The organism is Mycoplana sp. BE70, from assembly GCF_031455855.1.
GTDB lineage: Bacteria > Pseudomonadota > Alphaproteobacteria > Rhizobiales > Rhizobiaceae > Mycoplana.
This window is the reverse complement of the sequence record NZ_JAVDTM010000003.1, coordinates 111,533-128,360: the sequence shown is the minus strand read 5'-3', so window position 1 is coordinate 128,360 and position 16,828 is coordinate 111,533. Positions and strand designations below refer to the sequence as shown.

Genomic DNA, 16,828 nt, shown 5'->3' with positions numbered 1-16,828 from the left:
CGCTTCCTCGATCGCCCAATGCGAGCATTGTTTCCCAGGCTCGAATATCGCATCGATCCAACTGCTCTACGGACAGTGGTTTCCACCCTTGACAGGGCCGGCGCTCGATTTCAGTGGGGGAAGCGTGATTTCGGGATCAGCGATTGATTTAGCTGGTCGGAGTGGCAAGATTCGAACTTGCGACCCCCTCGTCCCGAACGAGGTGCGCTACCAGGCTGCGCTACACTCCGTGACCAGCGGCGTCCGTATAGAACAGGGTTTTCGTTTCCACAAGCGCCAAACTCAAAAAAAATGGCATGGCGGGGAAAGTTCCACAACCCGGGCCGCCGCCGGCCCGGCGCGCCGGGAACGCCTGCCGCCGTCGTGCGTTTCATCCGCCATGGAATCGGTGGTCAACGACATGCTGCAGCCAACCGAACTTGCCTTCGCGGTCATCGCCGCAAGGCTCGCAGGCGCGATCGTGTTGGGTGCCCTGATCGGGTTTGAACGCGAATACCGCAATCATCCGGCCGGGCTGCGAACGCATATCCTTGTCAGCCTTGCCGCGGCCGTGTTTTCCATCATCTCCATTGAAATGGTTCATATGGGGCACTTCGGCGATGCACAGGTTCGCATCGATCCGTTGCGTGTCGTCGAGGCGGTGACGTCCGGTGTCGCGTTCCTTGCGGCCGGCATGATCATCTTTTCGCGCGGCAAGGTCAGGAACCTGACGACCGGTGCGGGCATGTGGCTGTCGGGAGGGGTGGGCCTCTCGGTCGGGCTGGGCTATTGGAGCATTGCCGCATTCTCGGCGCTTGCCTGCATCGTCGTGCTTAATCTGCTCGGCCGGCTCGCGGCGCAAGCGGGGGGAGACGCCGTTTCGCCGGACGCGGAACGGGACAAGAATATCGCCGGCAACGCCGGAGAGCGCCAACATTGACATAGGTTTAGTCCCGTAGGATTAATCCTTATGGTAGTACGGATGATTTAGATATCACTAAAATGTCCAGTTGCTGCCATTTTGTGCGATTGATTTGTGAATAAAAGGGCACGCATATCGTCTTTACCTTGAGACGACTTCCTGCCTGGTCCGCCCGCGATGTTCCCGGGCCCGACGCGGCGGGTTTTCGTGTTTTCATTTTCGATACCGATTTCTCGGTGGAAAGAGGGCAAAACGTGGCATTTTCTGCAGGTAAGCTCGGCGCGGACGAGTTGCGCGCCGCACTGAAGGATAGCGCGAATGCGTTTCTGGCAATGGGGCTGTTCAGCTTCTTCGTGAACCTTCTGGTCCTGACCGGACCGCTCTTCATGCTTCAAATCTACGATCGCGTGCTCGCGTCCCGCTCCGAGGCGACGCTGGTGGCGCTGACGGGCCTGATCGTCGGCCTGTTCGCCATCATGGGCGTGCTGGATCACATTCGCAGCCGGCTGGCGGCGCGCGTCGGCGCCCGCTTTCAGGCGCGTTTCGACAAGCGCGTGTTCAACGCGGTGCTCGACCGCACCGGCCTGAATGCGAAAGGCATCTCGACGTTGACCGGCATGCGCGATCTCGACGCCATCCAGAGGGCGCTGTCGTCTCCGGCATTGTTCACTGTCTTCGACATTCCCTGGACGCCGTTCTTCCTGTTCATCATCTTCATGTTCCATCCGGCGATGGGGTTGCTCGGCGTCGCCGGTGGCCTGATCCTCGTCACGCTCACGTGGCTCAACCAGAACGGCACCAAGGGTGACCAGGAGCGGGCGATGATCGCCGGTCGCATGAGCGACGAGATGACCCAGACCCTGCAGCGCGAAAGCGATACCGTTCGCGCGCTCGGAATGCGCCGTTCCGTATCCAGCCGTTGGCAGCAGTTGCGCGACAAGGCGCTCGAGGCCAACATCCGTTACAGTGACAGCAACGGCTTCTATGCCATCTCCTCCAAGACCTTCCGCGTCTTCCTGCAGTCGGCCATTCTGGCGCTTGGCGCCTGGCTTGTGCTGCAGAACTCGATTTCGGCCGGTGCGATGATCGCAAGCTCGATCATTATCGGCCGGGCACTCGCCCCGATCGAGGGGGCGATCGGCCAGTGGGCCTTGGTGCAGCGCGCGATTCAGGGCTGGTGGCAGCTGTCCGACCTGCTCGGCAAGGTGCCCGAAGAGGAAGCCCGCACCGCGCTGCCCAAGCCGCGCGCGATCCTGGAGGTCAACCAGGTGACGGCCATCCCGCCGGGTGAGAAGGTCGCGACGCTGCGCATGCTCTCCTTCGAGCTTGGGCAGGGCCAGGCGCTCGGCGTCATCGGCCAGAGTGCGTCGGGCAAGTCGACGCTGGCCCGCATCCTGACCGGGATCTGGCCGCCGGCCGGCGGCAACGCCCGCCTCGATGGCGCCTCGCTGGAGCAGTACGGCTTTGATGGCCTCGCCGAACATGTCGGCTACCTGCCGCAGGATGTCGTGCTGTTCGAGGGAACGGTTGCGGAAAATATCGCCCGCATGCAGATCAATCCGGATGCGGAAAAGGTGGTCGCGGCTGCAAAGAAGGCCGGCGCGCACGACATGATCCTGCGTCTCCCCGATGGCTACGACACGCATCTGCCGGCGACCGGTGCAAAGCTCTCCGGTGGCCAGAAGCAGCGTATCGGCCTTGCGCGTGCCCTGTTCGGCGATCCCGTGCTGGTGGTTCTGGACGAGCCGAACTCCAACCTTGATGCCGAGGGCTCGATGGCGCTCAACCTCGCCATCCGCAATCTCAAAGCCGAGGGCAAATCCGTCGTGATCATGGCGCACCGGCCGGCCGCGATCGAGGAATGCGATCTCATTCTCATCCTCGAAAACGGCCAGCGCCTCGCCTTCGGTCCGCGTGACGACGTGCTTCGTGCCCACCTGCGCAACCACGCCCAGGTCGTGGCCGGCACCGGCACCGGCGGCAGCAACAAGTAAGACGCCACAAGGCGCGAGATAGAGTAGGAATTCGATACGATGGACAAGAAATGGAGCGGTCGGAGCTACGCGCTCATTGGCTACTGCACGGTCTTCCTGCTGCTTGGCGGCATGGCGTCCTGGGCAGCCCTGACCCGGATCAACGGCGCGGTGGTCGCAGCCGGCATCATCGAAGTCGCCAGCAACCGTCAGGTCGTGCAGCATCTCACCGGCGGCGTCGTCGGCAAGATCATGGTGCAGGAAGGCGACAAGGTCGCTGCCGGCGACGTCTTGATGCGTCTTGACGACACCTTCGACCGATCGGAATTGGCAGTCATCGAGAACCAGCTGTTCAGCCTCCTGGGCACGGCTTCGCGCCTGATGGCCGAACAGGACGAGAACCCTGAAATTCGCTTTGATCCGGAGATGGTCGAGCGCGCCAAGTCCGATCCCGAGGTTCAGGAGATCATCGACGGGCAGACGCGGCTGATGAAGGCGCGGATGGAAACGCGTGACAAGCAGATCGGCCAGCTGACCGAGAAGAAGAAGCAGATCGCCAAGCAGAACGAGGGTCTCGTGAGCCGCATCGGTGCGCTGGACACCCAGCTGAAGCTGATCAGCGAGGAACTGGACGCGCAGAACAAGCTGCTCAAGCAGTCGCTGACCAATGCCAGCCGTGTGCTCCAGCTCCAGCGCGAGGAAGCGGAGATTTCCGGCACGATCAGCCAGGCCAAGTCGAGCATCGCCGAGAACGCCGGAAAGGTCGCGGAGATCGAACTGGCGATCCTCAACGTCGATTCCAACATGCGCGAGGAGGCGACGACGTCGCTGCGCGACATCGAGGCCAAGATTGCGGAGCTGAAGGAAAACCGCACCGCCAAACTCGAAACGCTGAGCCGCATGGACATCAGTGCGCCGGTGTCGGGCGTCGTGCTCGGCATGCAGGTGCACGCGCTGAAGTCGGTCATCAAGCCGGCCGATCCGCTGCTCTTCATCATCCCGCAGGAGAACGACCTCGTCATCAAGACGCAGATCTCGCCGACCCAGATCGACCAGGTCCACGTCGGTCAGGTCGCCCATATCCGCTTTGGCGCATTCGATCACCGCACCACGCCGGAAATCTTCGGCCATGTGACGAAGGTCGCAGCCGACGTCCTGCAGGACCAGCGCACCGGTGCCACCTACTACCAGGCGGAAATCAAGCCGGACGCCGGCGAGATGAAGAAACTTGGCGACAAGCAGGTCATCCCCGGTATGCCGGTCGAGACCTTCATCCAGACCTCTGAGCGCTCGCCGCTGGAATACCTGACCAAGCCGCTGGCCGACTATTTCAACAAGGCCTTCCGGGAACGGTAGTTCCTGGGCCGGTCCGGGAAGCATGAAAAAGGGGCCTTGCGGCCCCTTTTTTCATGAACGCATGCGGAGTTCCGGTCTGCATCGTGGACGGGCAATCGCGCAGAATTTAATAGGTCCTGAGCCTAGTACACTTTCCATACTGGACACCCCGCGAGTTGGATCGCATAGTTCGGCTTTGGAAATCGTCCGATGGCAGGCGACAGCTACAAGCATTGCCCGGAGGAATGCGCGCGCGGTGCTGGAGCCGCGTTGGACGCTGCTGTTCTCTATGAAAATTCGGTCCGGATCGACCCGTTTCAACGAGGTTGACCGCAGCGTCCCCATGTCACCAGCACTCGTGTCAACCCGGCGCCCGGGCAGTTGCCGCACCATCCGATTACGACAGAGGTGACGTTATGAGCGATGTCCAGTTCACCCGACGGGAAGGCGGATCGATTGCGCTTTCCAACGACGCTTTGAATGCTTTCCAGAGCCAGCTTCGCGGACGTTTCTGCTTGCCGAACGAAGCGGGTTACGACGAGGCCCGGACGATCTGGAACGCCATGATCGACCGGCGACCGGGGGCTGTCGTGCGTTGCCAGGGCGCAAGCGATGTCATGCGGGCCGTGCACCTCGCCCGCGACAACGGTTTGCTGGTGTCGGTGCGCGGGGGTGGTCACAACATTGCCGGCAACGCGGTCTGTGAAGGCGGCCTGCTGATCGACCTGTCACCGATGCGATCGGTCCATGTCGATCCGACAAGGCGGACCGCACGGGTGGAACCCGGCGCGACGTTGGCCGAATTCGACAAGGAAGCGCAAGCGTTCGGCCTTGCGACGCCGCTTGGAATCAACTCGACCACCGGTGTGGCCGGCCTGGCACTTGGCGGCGGCTTCGGCTGGCTCAGCCGCAAATTCGGGTTCACCATCGACAATCTGCTCTCGGCGGACGTGGTCACTGCCGACGGCCGGCTCGTTCAAGCGAGCGCAACGGAGAACCCGGACCTGTTCTGGGCGATCCGCGGTGGTGGCGGAAACTTCGGCGTGGTCACGTCGTTTGAGTTCAAACTGCACCCGGTCGGTCCTGATGTGGTTGCCGGGCTGATTGTTCATCCCTTTGCCAATGCCCGCGAACTCCTTTCCGGCTATCGCCAGGTGGCGGCGGCAGCGCCTGACGATCTTACCATATGGGTGGTGTTGCGCCGGGCACCGCCCTTGCCGTTCCTGCCGGAGGGCATGCACGGCAAGGAGATCCTGGTCTTTGCGGTCTGCTATGTCGGTGAGCCGGGCAAAGCGGACGAAGCGCTGGCCCCGCTTCGCGCCCTCGGAGAGCCGATCGCCGACGTGATCGGCCCGCAACCCTACGCGTCCTGGCAGACGGCATTTGATCCGCTGCTGACGCCGGGCGCATTCAACTACTGGAAGTCACATAATTTCACGGCTCTGAGCGACGGGCTATTCGACATCCTGATCGACTATGTCGGTACGCTGCCGACCGCGGAATGTGAGATCTTTATCGGCCAGCTCGGCGGTGCCAGCGGTCGTGTCGCCTCCGACGAAACCGCCTTTCCGCATCGCGATGCAAAGTTCGCGATGAATGTGCATACGCGCTGGCGCGACCGCGCCGACGAGCGAGCCTCGATCGAATGGGCACGTGCGCTCTTTGCGGCGACCGCGCCGCACGCCACCGGCGGTGTCTACGTCAATTTCATGCCGGAGGATGAGACCGACAGAGTGGCGCAGGCCTATGGCGGCAACTTTGCAAGGCTGGCAATGCTCAAGGCAAAATACGATCCGGACAACATTTTCCGGCTGAACCAGAACGTCCAGCCGAACAGCGCAGCGGGGCAAGGACGTCGTTGAAGACGGGAAGGTCCTCGCAGAGGTAGCTCGGATATCGGGGCATGGCCACCGGGTGGTTCATGCCCTTCCGAGCCTGTTCAGCCAGTGGCCGAGACGTTCGCCGCCGTCGATGGGTTCGTCCAGGTGCACAGGCCAGCCGTTTCCGGCCTCGGCCAGCATCCGCACGTCGCGCGGGGTGACGCCATAGTGCGCCTTGAAGGCACGGGTGAAGGCCGGAATGTTGGAGAAGCCGGTGTCGAAGGCAATCTCCGCCAGCTTTCGGTGGCTGGTCTGCCGGCTTGCGAGCTGCCGGAAAACGCGGCGGAGGCGCCGGTCGCGAATGTAGCTTGCTACGCCTCCAAGCGGCTCGAACAGCCGGTAGAGGGAGGAGCGCGAGAAGCCCAGCCGGCTGCAGATCATGTCAGGCCCGAGTTCCGCATCCATGAGGTGACTGTCGACGAAGTGCTGCACGCGGGCAATTTCGGCGTGCGCGGCATGGGCCTGCCGAACGTCGTCGTCGATGCTGTTGGCCGTGAGGCTGGCGATCAGCCCGACCGTGCTCTGGGCGAACATCGCAGCATCCGGCAACGCGATCCGGTTCCGCTCTGCCCAGAGCGCCCGGACATGTGCCAGAAGCAGCTTTGCCTGCGTCGAGCTGGCCGGCAGATAGATGTCGTGCAGACCGTCCAGATCGAACTCGGGCAGGCCGAGCAGGCTGCGGGGAAAGACGAAGGTAAAGTTGCGGCAGTCCTTTGCGCTGGTCGAGATCGTCCTTGTGAGATCGCAGATGAACACGTCGCCCGGACCCGAAATGACGGCCTCGCCCTTGACGATCCGCACGTCGCTGCCGGCGAGAATGATCTGCACGAGCACGGCGTCGGCACCGGCCTGTGCCACCTTCCGCATGCTGCGCTCGTAGCGATAGGCGCCATTGGACATGCTCGCCTGGCTCAGCAGCATGGGACCGAGCTGGACGCAATCCACATGCACCTGAAAGTGCTCCTGCCGGTCGTCGAGCGACGCGTCAAAAATCGTCGAGACCGCCTGCCTGTAGGTCTCGAAACTATCGGGGGCTGAAAGGCCGCTGGCGCTCAAGGTCAGGTGCGGGAGTCTCTGCTTCACAGGCGCCATGGGGTTCTCGAGGGGATGATTCAGCGGTAGATAATTCACGTCGAGATGATGCGGCGTCAACCCCCGGGCGCGGCGATTGCGTCGGCGTCGCCGCGCGCGCTTTGCAAATCATCCCAATGTTTTGACCAGATATCCCAAAGAGGCACCTCGGCTGACCTCGTCAATTGATCTTCCAGCCTTTCCATTGTCCAAGCACGCAGATCGCGAGGGATGAAGGGGCGGCAATGAGCTACACATATATTCTGTTCATCGACACGGACCAGACCAGCCGCTTCAACGCTCCGATCAACAGCCTCGTTGTGGTCTCGGCGGGGGTGACGGTCGATGTCACGGTGCCTCCCTCCGCGCCCTTTGCCGCACTTTCCGCCTACACGGCCGCATCGGCGAGCAGCGGCTTCGAGATCGCCGGCACGGTCAAGACGGATTACGGCACCGCGGTTGCAATGACCGGATCAGAAGCGGAAAGTGCAACGGTCGATATCCGGGCGACCGGGCAGATCCTTGGGTGGCAAGGCATCTACACGTCCGTCTACGGAGCCGAGATCAACAACTACGGGAAAATCAGCACCAACCAGTATGCCGTATCCATCAGCGGCGAAGGCAGCCGGTTCACGAACTGGAACGAGGTTCGGGCCTGGAGCTCAGCCGTCGTCGCCGACCAAGAGGATGCCGTCATCCGGAATTTCGGGACGATCAGCGCGGATTCCGGCACCCTGAGGGTGACCGGCGCAATGGCGGACATCGAAAACAGGGGGACGATCACAGCGGATACGGTCGGCGTCGTCTTCCTGAGCGGCTCCCATTCCACCATGACGAACTGGGGGACGATCAGAGGCCTCAACACCGTTACGATCGACGACCGGCACATGCGCTTCACCAATGAAGCAGACGGCGTGATTTCCAACACCAATTTTTACTATTCTGCCTTCTACCTGAGCGCGCGCGCCAGCGACGTGGAGATTGTCAACAACGGAATTATAAACGCCTTCAACGGTACGGTAGCCATCTCCTCGTTTGCCGAGCGTTTTACGCTCCGGAATACCGGCAGGATCGATGGCAAGATCGAGCTGGCAGCGGACTTTGCCGATCTTTTCCTGACGAACTCGGGAACGATCACCGGTGCGATCACGCTGAAGCACGATGCCGACAGGATCATCAATTCGGGTTCGCTCGCGAGCGTCGATCTCAGCGGCGGCGACGATTTCTTCGACAGCACCGGTGGCACTGTCAGCGGCATCGTCAAGGGCGGTTGGGGAGACGACGTCTTCATTGTTTCCTCGGCAATCGCCCTATCGGAGGAGGCCAATGACGGAACCGATCTCGTCAAGTCGTCGATTTCCTGGACGCTCGGCAGCAACTTCGAAAACCTGACATTGCTCGGCACGGGCAACATCAACGCGACCGGCAACAGCCAGGACAACGTTCTCATCGGCAATACCGGCAACAATCAGATCACCGGCGGCGCCGGCGTCGACACACTGATCGGCGGGCTCGGGGACGACGTCTACATTGTCGAGGCTGGCGACGAAGCCGATGTGATCCGCGAGAATGCGGGAGAAGGCAACGACACCGTTCGCTCGGCCATCGACTTCTCGCTTGTGACGCTGACCGCCATCGAGAACATCACGCTCACCGGTTCGACCGCCGTCAACGCCACCGGCAACGCGCTCGACAACGTCCTGACCGGCAATACGGCGGCAAACAGGATTGCGGGCGGTGACGGCAACGACACGCTGACGGGCGGCGAGGGTGTCGACCGGTTGATCGGCGGGCGTGGGGATGACCTTTACATCATCGCCGCGGTCGGCGACGAAGCGGATGTGATCGAGGAGAATGCAGGGGAGGGCAAAGATACGGTTCGCTCGGCCATCAGCTTCTCGCTCGCTGCGCTGGCTGCTGTCGAGAATGTCACGCTCACCGGCGCGTCCGCTGTTGGTGCCACCGGCAACGCACTCGACAACGTCCTGACCGGCAACGCCACGGCCAACATCCTTTCGGGCGGCGACGGCAATGATACTCTCGTCGGCGGCGAAGGCGGCGACACCTTGCTCGGCGGGCGCGGCAACGACAGGTACTATGTGGACAGCAAGTCCGATATCGTGATGGAATTGTCGAACGCCGGCAACGATACCGTTTACGCGACCGTATCGCTGACGCTTGCCGACAACGTCGAGAACCTGGTCCTGCAAGGCTCGGCGGCGAAGGGAACCGGCAACGCGCTGGCCAACACGCTGACCGGCAACGCGTCCGCCAACACACTGGATGGCGGCGCGGGTGCCGACATCATGCGAGGCGGCGCCGGCAACGATATCTATCTCGTCGACAACGTCCGCGATGCGATCAGCGAACTCAAGGGCGAGGGGGTAGACCTCGTCCGGTCGACGGTGACCTTCACGCTGGGCGACAACATCGAGAACCTGACATTGGCGGGAACGAGCGCCATTTCCGGGACCGGGAACGCACTCGCCAACAGCATCACCGGCAATGCCGGCGCCAATGTCCTCAAGGGCGCGGGCGGAGCAGACCGGTTGAACGGCGGCAGCGGAGCAGACGTGCTTTACGGCGGCAGCGGCAACGATGTGCTGATCGGCGGGGCGGGCGCTGATACGCTTTCGGGAAACTCCGGCGCCGACACCTTCGTCTTCAGCGCCGCCAGCGGCCACGACACGATTACCGATTTCAGCACCATCCACGATGTCATCGACCTGTCGGCGATTTCGGAGATCACCGGTTTCGGCGACCTGAAGCGCCAGCATCTCACCGACAAGGGCAGCTACCTGCTTCTCAGCTGGAACCACGGTGGCAGCACCGCGAAGCTGATGGGAATCGACTCTGTCAGCGAGCTAAATGCAGACGACTTCATCTTTGCCTGACCGGACAGCGCCCGGACGATCAATCTAATCGATGCTCTGTTGGCTCGAACCGGCCTGTCCCCGCGCGGAGAAAATCCGGCCTGGCGGCGCCACCGGTGCAGGCCGGACAAAAGCATCCTGCAACGAGAATAGGGGCCGCTCGCACGGCCCCTTTCTCGCATGCCGGAAGAATAGCCTCTACCGATCCAGATCGGCGAGCAGCTCGTGGGCGCGGCCGGCGCTGGTGTGGCGCACCTCGGCGTCGTGGCGGCGGCTGGCGAAGATCTCCGTTGCCATCAGCTTTTCGGCGAGGTCGGCCGGCAGCGACAGGATCACCCGCTCGTCGCCGGTGTGGATGCCGCCGAGCTCGGCGTGCCGACCGCTGACCATGCCGCCAGCCACCGTGTTGTGCGTGTCCGGGTCGATCAGGATAAAGGCGCCGGTGGTGCGGTTCTGCTCGTAGGTGTCGAAGATCGCCTGCTCATCGAAGGTCAGCGCCACCTTGCCGATCGCATTCATCGACAGCGCCTCGGCGGCGTTCCACTTGCCGCTCTTCAGGTCGAGCTGGCTCGCCGGGGTGACGGTGACGCGCTGGCGGCGGCTGCCGCTCTTCAGCCAGTAGCGTTTGCCCGGCTCGATGCCTTCGGGCTGCAGGGCGACAAGCTGGGCGTCGAACCTGCGGCCGGTCATCGGCTGGCTGTCAATAGAGACGATCATGTCGCCGCGGGCGACGTCGACCTGGCGGTCGAGAACGAGGGTAATGGCGTCGCCGGCGACGGCGGCGTTGCGCACGAGGTCGAAGGTGACGATCTGCTTGACGTTGGCGATCATGCCCGACGGCAGGACGACGACGCTGTCGCCGGGCTTCACCGCACCGCCGGCCACCGTGCCCTGGTAGCCGCGGAAGCTCTCGCCCGGGCGCGAGACGCGTTGCACCGGCAGGCGGAAGCCGACCGTCTGGTTGGAGCGGACGGTGGCTTTTTCCAGCGTCTCGACCAGCGTCGGGCCGTCGTACCAGGGCATGGCGGCGCGGCCGTCATAGACGACGTTCTCGCCCTTCAGTGCCGAGACGGGAATCGCGGTGACCTGCTTGACGCCGAGCGCCAGCGCCAGCTCCTTGAACTCGTGGCTGATCGCCTCGAAGCGGGCACGGTCGTAGCCGGTCAGGTCGATCTTGTTGACCGCCAGCACGAACTGGCGAATGCCCATCAGCGTCGCGATCGTCGCGTGCCGGCGGGTCTGCTCGAGCAGGCCGACGCGGGCGTCGACCAAAAGCACGGCGAGGTCGGCGGTCGAGGCACCCGTCGCCATGTTGCGGGTGTACTGCTCGTGGCCGGGCGTGTCGGCGACAATGAACGAGCGCCGGTCGGTCGAGAAATATCGGTAGGCGACGTCGATGGTGATGCCCTGCTCGCGCTCGGCCTGCAGGCCGTCGAGCAAAAGCGCGAAGTCGGGCAGGCCGAGGTCGTTCTGCCTGCCGGAGGAGGAATCGCGCTGCAGGGTGGCGGCCTGATCTTCCTTGACCGCCTTGGTGTCCCAGAGCAGGCGGCCGATCAGCGTCGACTTGCCGTCGTCAACGCTGCCGCAGGTGATCAGCCGCAGCGGGCGCGAGTCGCGGGCGACACGTTCGGTTTCGACGGCCGGAAATGCGGCGATGGTTGCGGTTGCCGATGCGGTCATCTCAGAAATACCCTTCGCGCTTCTTCTTTTCCATCGAGCCGGACTGGTCGCGATCGATGGCGCGGCCCTGGCGTTCGGAGACGGTTGCGGTTTCCAGTTCGGAAATGATGTCGTCGAGCGTCGTGGCGGTGGAGCGGATCGCGCCGGTCAGCGGGAAGCAGCCGAGCGTGCGGAAGCGGATGACGCCTTCCTGCTTCGTCTCGTCCGGCAGCAGTTCCAGCCGCGGGTCCTCGGCCAGCACCATCATGCCGTCGCGTTCGACATACGGGCGCTTCTTGGCGAAGTAGAGCGGCACGATCGGGATGTCCTCGGCCTGGATGTAGCGCCAGATGTCGACCTCGGTCCAGTTCGACAGCGGGAAGGCGCGCACGCTCTCGCCGCGGTTGATCATGCCGTTATAGACGTTCCACAGTTCCGGGCGCTGGTTGCGCGGGTCCCAGCGGTGATCGGGGGTGCGGAAGGAGTAGATGCGCTCCTTGGCGCGCGAGGCCTCCTCGTCGCGACGCGCGCCGCCGAAGGCGGCGTCGTACTTGCCGGCGTCGAGCGCCTGGCGCAGCGCCTCGGTCTTCATGATGTCGGTGTAGCGGGCCGAGCCGTGCGTGAACGGCGTGACGTTCTCTTCTGCCCCGCGCGGATTGACGTGCTCGATCAGGTCGAGATCGTAGCGTTTCACGATCTCGTCGCGGAAGGCGATCATCTCGGCGAACTTCCAGCCGGTGTTGACGTGCAAGAGCGGGAAAGGGACGCGGCCGGGATAGAAGGCCTTGCGGGCAAGGTGCAGCAGGACCGAACTGTCCTTGCCGATCGAATAGAGCATCACCGGCCGTTCGAATTCGGCGGCGACCTCGCGGAAGATGTGGATGGCCTCGTTCTCGAGCGCCTTGAGATGCGGGTCGAGCGGCGGTTTGGTGGCCTGCGCGCCCTTGGCCTCCGCCATGCTACGGATATCGGACATTTTCCAGTCGTCTCCAGAAATCTGATCGGCCGGTCGGCCTCAAAGGGAACTTGAATTCAGCGAGGGGAGGGCGGTTTCAGGAACGTGGAGGCCGCATTCGCGCTTCTCGTCGTTCTCCCACCACCAGCGGCCGGCCCGCTCCGGCTCGCCGGGCTTGATCGCCCGGGTGCACGGCTCGCAGCCGATCGAGGGATAACCGCGCGCATGCAGCGGGTTCACCGGCACCGCATTGTCGGCGACATAGGCCTGAAGCGTCCCGATGTCCCAGTCGGCGAGCGGGTTGATCTTGATGAGGTTGCGCTCTGCGTCATACTCGGCAAACGGCGTCTCCGCCCGGTTGCCGGACTGGCCGCGGCGCAGCCCGGTGATCCAGAACGACGCCCCTTCGAGGGCGCGTGCCAGCGGCTGCAGCTTGCGCACGCCGCAGCAGGCATGCCTGGCCTCGACGCTTTCGTAGAAGCCGTTCAGGCCGTACCGGCTGGCATAGGCGTCGACCTCGTCCTTTGCCGGATGAAAGCGGACGATCTCGATGCCGAAGCGGTCTTCCGTTTCGCCGATCAGCTCGGCCGTCTCCTTGAACAGGCGGCCGGTGTCGAGCGTTGCGACCTCGATCGGCAGCCGGTTCAGGCCGATCGCCGCGGTGATCACCTGGTCCTCGATGCCGAGGCTGGTGGTGAACACCGCCCGCCCGCTCGCACCGGCAACCAGCGCAAGACGGCCGCCGAGGTCGAGACCGCTGAGCTGCTCACTGAGGACCCTTGCGGTAGTTTCAAGATGCGATGCCATCGGTACGAAATCCTGCTGTTGTTCGCGGAATATCGCAGCCCCCCCGGCGAATGGACAGGAATACGGATTTCTAATGTCGTTTCGCGAGAGCAAATATCGCCTCAAAAGCGGCTGATCGCAGAATACGGCTGACAGAGCTGGAAATACCGGAAGACCATAAAAATTATAGAATAATTCCTGAGACCGCGGTCGCGAGGACATATGCGAAACTCCGGCGGGTCGGGCGAGATTGGCAGTCCCTCGATTTTCGGCCAAAAAGATGACTGCAAGAGTCATGTTTAAATTTGACAATAATAGTCATCTTAAATTAGCGAGACCCTTGTTGATTCAATTTTGCCTTCAGGGGATAAACTCATGGCGATCACGATTACGGCCTACGACACCGACAAGAATGGCGTCGGTGTCGATGTTCTCACTTATCTCAGCAAGTTCGATTCCAGCTTCGTCGCGGCTGGTCGCGGCCAGTTTTCCGGAGCAAGCGGCATGTCCGGCAAGCAGTATGCCAGCCTCGACACCAATGCGACGGGGCTCGTTCTCGATGCAGGCAAGACCGACTGGGCATACGACATCAACACCCACCAGGTAGTAGGATCGCTCAGCGCGCTGCGTTTCGGCACAAACACAACGCACGATGCCGCAAGCAGCACCTTCAAGCAGATGACCGATCTGAAGATCAGCGGACTTGGCCTTGAAACCTCCGCGGACGCCAACGCGCTGCGATCCACCCTGTCGGCGGCGGACACCACGGGCCTGCTTGCCCTTCTGAAGAAGAACAGCATCAACTTCGTCGGCAGCACCGGAAAGGACGTCTTCAAGAGCTTCGACAAGAATGACGTCCTGAACGGCGGCGCCGGCGACGACACGCTTTACGGTGAAGGCGGCAACGACACCGTCAAGGGCGGCACGGGCAACGACAAGCTCTTTGGCGGCGCCGGCAACGACACGCTGATCGGCGGTGAGGGCGCGGACAAGCTCGATGGTGGTGCAGGAACCGACACGGCATCCTACGCCGGTGCGACGAAGGGCGTTGTCGCCAACCTTGCCAAGGCATCCGATAACACGAACGATGCGAAGGGCGACACCTATGCTGCGATCGAGAACCTGACCGGCTCGAGCTATGCCGACAACCTGACCGGAAATAGTGGCGCCAACACGATCAACGGCGGCAAGGGCAACGACGCGCTCAATGGCGGCGCCGGCAACGACACGCTGATTGGCGGTGCGGGCGCGGACAAGCTCGATGGTGGTGCGGGATCCGACACGGCTTCCTACGCCGGTGCGACGAAGGGCGTTGTCGCCAGCCTCGCCAAGGCATCGATCAACACCAACGATGCGAAGGGCGACACCTATGTCTCCATCGAGAACCTGACCGGTTCGAGCTATGCCGACAAGCTCACTGGCAACAGCGGCGCCAACAAGATCAACGGTGGTAGCGGTAACGACGCACTCGATGGCGGCGCCGGCAACGACGCGCTGATCGGCGGTGCGGGTGCAGACAAGCTCAATGGCGGCGCGGGCACCGACACGGCGTCCTATGCCGGCGCGACGAAGGGCGTTGTTGCCAATCTCGCCAAGGCCTCCGTTAACACCAACGATGCGAGAGGCGACACCTACGTTTCCATCGAGAACCTGACCGGTTCGAGCTACGCCGACAAGCTGACCGGCAACAGCGGCGCCAACAAAATCAACGGCGGCAAGGGCAACGACACGCTGACCGGCGGCGGCGGGGCGGATGTCTTCGTGTTTGCCAAGGGTTACGGCAAGGACACGATCACGGATTTCCAGAACAACATCGATGACATCGACCTTCGGTCCTATAATTTTTCGTCGGTCAGTGCGGTTCTGAAAAAGGCCGTACAGGTGGGAACGGACGTCCACATCAAGCTCAGCAGCACGGACATCATTGTCCTTGACGATTTCAAGCTGAAGGATCTCGACGCCAGCGATTTCCTGCTCTGAGCGGTCGAATTCAAAGTTTCTTCTGTAAACAGAAGGGGGCGGCGCCAGCCGCCCCCTTGGCGCCATAGGCATTCGCTTTTGCATTTGTCCGTATTGCCCTAAAGTCTCTCTGACACGCAGTCGCTCAAGGGTTTTCCCGTTCAGCATATATCTTGCGGAGCGGATGCATCTTTGATGGTGGTTGGCAGCCTCTGCGGCTGATCTTGAGGTGCCTGTCGCATTTCCTGCTGCGGGGTTTTCCCGGCAGATCTATCGCGTCGAATCCGGGATTGAGGGGAACCGTTTTGCCGCCGGGAACGTTGCAGGGAACCACTTTTGCGGAACCCAGTTTCATTGTTGACTAACTCTACTAACTTAATAGACTTTGTGCACCAAATGTGAGGGAGTAGAAAATGTCTATTTATTCCAAGAGTTTGAGTGTGGCATTGCTCGGCGTCGGCCTCGCGGTTGGCAGCTTTTCGGTCGCCTGGGCGCAGAGCACGCTGTTGAACGTCTCCTATGATCCGACCCGCGAGTTCTATAAACAATACAACACCGCCTTCGCGGCTCATTGGAAGGCGGAGACCGGCGAAGACGTCACGATCCAGCAGTCGCATGGCGGCTCCGGCAAGCAAGCCCGCGCGGTGATCGACGGTCTCGAGGCCGACGTCGTGACACTGGCGCTCGAGGCCGACATCGACGCGATCGCCGAGCGGACGAAGAAGATCCCGGCAAACTGGCGCGAGTTGCTGCCGAACAAGTCGACGCCCTATTCGTCGACGATCGTCTTCCTCGTACGCAAGGGAAACCCGAAGGCCATCAAGGACTGGGGCGACCTGATCAAGGATGACATCCAGGTGATCACGCCGAATCCGAAGACTTCGGGCGGCGCGCGCTGGAACTTCCTGGCCGCTTGGGCCTGGGCCGAAAAGGAATTCGGCGGCGACAAGGCCAAGGTCACCGAATATGTCACCACGCTCTTCAAGCACGTGCCGGTTCTGGATACGGGCGCGCGCGGCTCCACCACCACCTTCGTCGAGCGTGGCATCGGCGACGTGCTGCTCGCCTGGGAGAATGAAGCCTGGCTGGCGCTCGAGGAACTCGGCCCCGACCAGTTCGACGTCGTCGCGCCGTCGCTGTCGATCTATGCAGAGCCACCCGTTGCGCTGGTGAAGGGCAACGCCGAAGCCAAGGGCACGGAAAAGCTTGCAAATGCCTACCTTGAGTATCTTTATAGTAAGGAAGGCCAGAATCTCGCGGCCAAGAACTTCTATCGCCCGTCGGATCCCGCCGGTGTCGATGCCAAGCTCTTGGAGAAGTTCCCGAAGCTCGAACTCGTGACGATCGAGGCCTTTGGTGGATGGAAGAAGGCGCAGCCGGAATTCTTCGGTGACGGCGGTATCTTCGACCAGGTCTACAAGCCGGGGAACTGAGAT

General features: G+C 62.4%; 11 protein-coding genes and 1 tRNA gene. 7 read left to right on the top strand and 5 right to left on the bottom strand.

Annotated features, from left to right (window positions below):
- Positions 1-153: 153 nt before the first annotated feature.
- Positions 154-230: transfer RNA gene (locus tag J2Y48_RS06775), tRNA-Pro, on the bottom strand.
- Between the two features lie 149 nt (positions 231-379).
- Between J2Y48_RS06775 and J2Y48_RS06770 the strand changes: the two genes are divergently transcribed.
- From J2Y48_RS06770 to J2Y48_RS06755, 4 genes are all read left to right on the top strand, one after another.
- Entirely contained in the window at positions 380-919 is a 540-nt protein-coding gene (locus tag J2Y48_RS06770; RefSeq protein WP_310415709.1) for an MgtC/SapB family protein, read from the top strand.
- Positions 920-1,155: 236 nt separating this feature from the next.
- Positions 1,156-2,895, top strand: coding sequence for a type I secretion system permease/ATPase (locus J2Y48_RS06765; RefSeq protein WP_310414711.1), 1,740 nt, complete (start codon positions 1,156-1,158; stop codon positions 2,893-2,895).
- 39 nt (positions 2,896-2,934) lie between these two features.
- Positions 2,935-4,230 (top strand): HlyD family type I secretion periplasmic adaptor subunit, encoded by a 1,296-nt coding sequence (locus J2Y48_RS06760; protein WP_310414708.1) that lies wholly within the window; start codon positions 2,935-2,937, stop codon positions 4,228-4,230.
- A 395-nt stretch (positions 4,231-4,625) separates the two neighbouring features.
- Complete coding sequence (locus J2Y48_RS06755) at positions 4,626-6,071, top strand: FAD-binding oxidoreductase (RefSeq protein ID WP_310414705.1); 1,446 nt, start codon at positions 4,626-4,628, stop codon at positions 6,069-6,071.
- Between the two features lie 57 nt (positions 6,072-6,128).
- Here the strand turns inward: J2Y48_RS06755 and J2Y48_RS06750 are convergent, their stop codons facing one another.
- Positions 6,129-7,181 (bottom strand): AraC family transcriptional regulator, encoded by a 1,053-nt coding sequence (locus tag J2Y48_RS06750; protein WP_310414703.1) that lies wholly within the window; start codon positions 7,179-7,181, stop codon positions 6,129-6,131.
- A gap of 224 nt (positions 7,182-7,405) precedes the next feature.
- On the opposite strand from J2Y48_RS06750, the gene J2Y48_RS06745 reads away from it, so the two are divergent.
- Positions 7,406-10,054, top strand: a complete 2,649-nt coding sequence (locus J2Y48_RS06745) for a calcium-binding protein (RefSeq protein ID WP_310414700.1) — start codon at positions 7,406-7,408, stop codon at positions 10,052-10,054.
- A gap of 177 nt (positions 10,055-10,231) precedes the next feature.
- On the opposite strand, the gene cysN is transcribed toward J2Y48_RS06745, so the two are convergent.
- Genes cysN through J2Y48_RS06730 form a run of 3 tightly spaced genes read right to left on the bottom strand, consistent with a single transcriptional unit; the run spans position 10,232 to position 13,454 of the window.
- The gene (gene cysN, locus J2Y48_RS06740; RefSeq protein WP_310414697.1) at positions 10,232-11,713 is read right to left on the bottom strand and encodes a sulfate adenylyltransferase subunit CysN; all 1,482 of its coding nucleotides are present in this window, start codon (positions 11,711-11,713) and stop codon (positions 10,232-10,234) included.
- 1 nt (position 11,714) lies between these two features.
- Positions 11,715-12,668, bottom strand: a complete 954-nt coding sequence (cysD, locus tag J2Y48_RS06735; RefSeq protein WP_310414694.1) for a sulfate adenylyltransferase subunit CysD — start codon at positions 12,666-12,668, stop codon at positions 11,715-11,717.
- A 39-nt stretch (positions 12,669-12,707) separates the two neighbouring features.
- Positions 12,708-13,454 carry a phosphoadenylyl-sulfate reductase gene (locus J2Y48_RS06730; protein WP_310414691.1) on the bottom strand — a complete coding sequence of 249 codons (747 nt, stop codon included), beginning with the start codon at positions 13,452-13,454 and terminating at the stop codon, positions 12,708-12,710.
- 354 nt (positions 13,455-13,808) lie between these two features.
- On the opposite strand from J2Y48_RS06730, the gene J2Y48_RS06725 reads away from it, so the two are divergent.
- Positions 13,809-15,413 (top strand): calcium-binding protein, encoded by a 1,605-nt coding sequence (locus J2Y48_RS06725; RefSeq protein WP_310414687.1) that lies wholly within the window; start codon positions 13,809-13,811, stop codon positions 15,411-15,413.
- 392 nt (positions 15,414-15,805) lie between these two features.
- Positions 15,806-16,825, top strand: a complete 1,020-nt coding sequence (locus tag J2Y48_RS06720) for a sulfate ABC transporter substrate-binding protein (protein WP_310414684.1) — start codon at positions 15,806-15,808, stop codon at positions 16,823-16,825.
- The last annotated feature ends 3 nt before the right edge of the window (positions 16,826-16,828 follow it).

Bases quoted from the DNA above. Each gene is read 5' to 3' on its own strand.
- J2Y48_RS06725 (WP_310414687.1), top strand. From the start codon at position 13,809: ATGGCGATCACGATTACGGCCTACGACACCGACAAGAATGGCGTCGGT.
- J2Y48_RS06720 (WP_310414684.1), top strand. From the start codon at position 15,806: ATGTCTATTTATTCCAAGAGTTTGAGTGTGGCATTGCTCGGCGTCGGC.
- cysD (WP_310414694.1), bottom strand. From the start codon at position 12,668: ATGTCCGATATCCGTAGCATGGCGGAGGCCAAGGGCGCGCAGGCCACC.
- J2Y48_RS06770 (WP_310415709.1), top strand. From the start codon at position 380: ATGGAATCGGTGGTCAACGACATGCTGCAGCCAACCGAACTTGCCTTC.
- J2Y48_RS06755 (WP_310414705.1), top strand. From the start codon at position 4,626: ATGAGCGATGTCCAGTTCACCCGACGGGAAGGCGGATCGATTGCGCTT.
- J2Y48_RS06745 (WP_310414700.1), top strand. From the start codon at position 7,406: ATGAGCTACACATATATTCTGTTCATCGACACGGACCAGACCAGCCGC.
- cysN (WP_310414697.1), bottom strand. From the start codon at position 11,713: ATGACCGCATCGGCAACCGCAACCATCGCCGCATTTCCGGCCGTCGAA.
- J2Y48_RS06730 (WP_310414691.1), bottom strand. From the start codon at position 13,454: ATGGCATCGCATCTTGAAACTACCGCAAGGGTCCTCAGTGAGCAGCTC.
- J2Y48_RS06760 (WP_310414708.1), top strand. From the start codon at position 2,935: ATGGACAAGAAATGGAGCGGTCGGAGCTACGCGCTCATTGGCTACTGC.
- J2Y48_RS06750 (WP_310414703.1), bottom strand. From the start codon at position 7,181: ATGGCGCCTGTGAAGCAGAGACTCCCGCACCTGACCTTGAGCGCCAGC.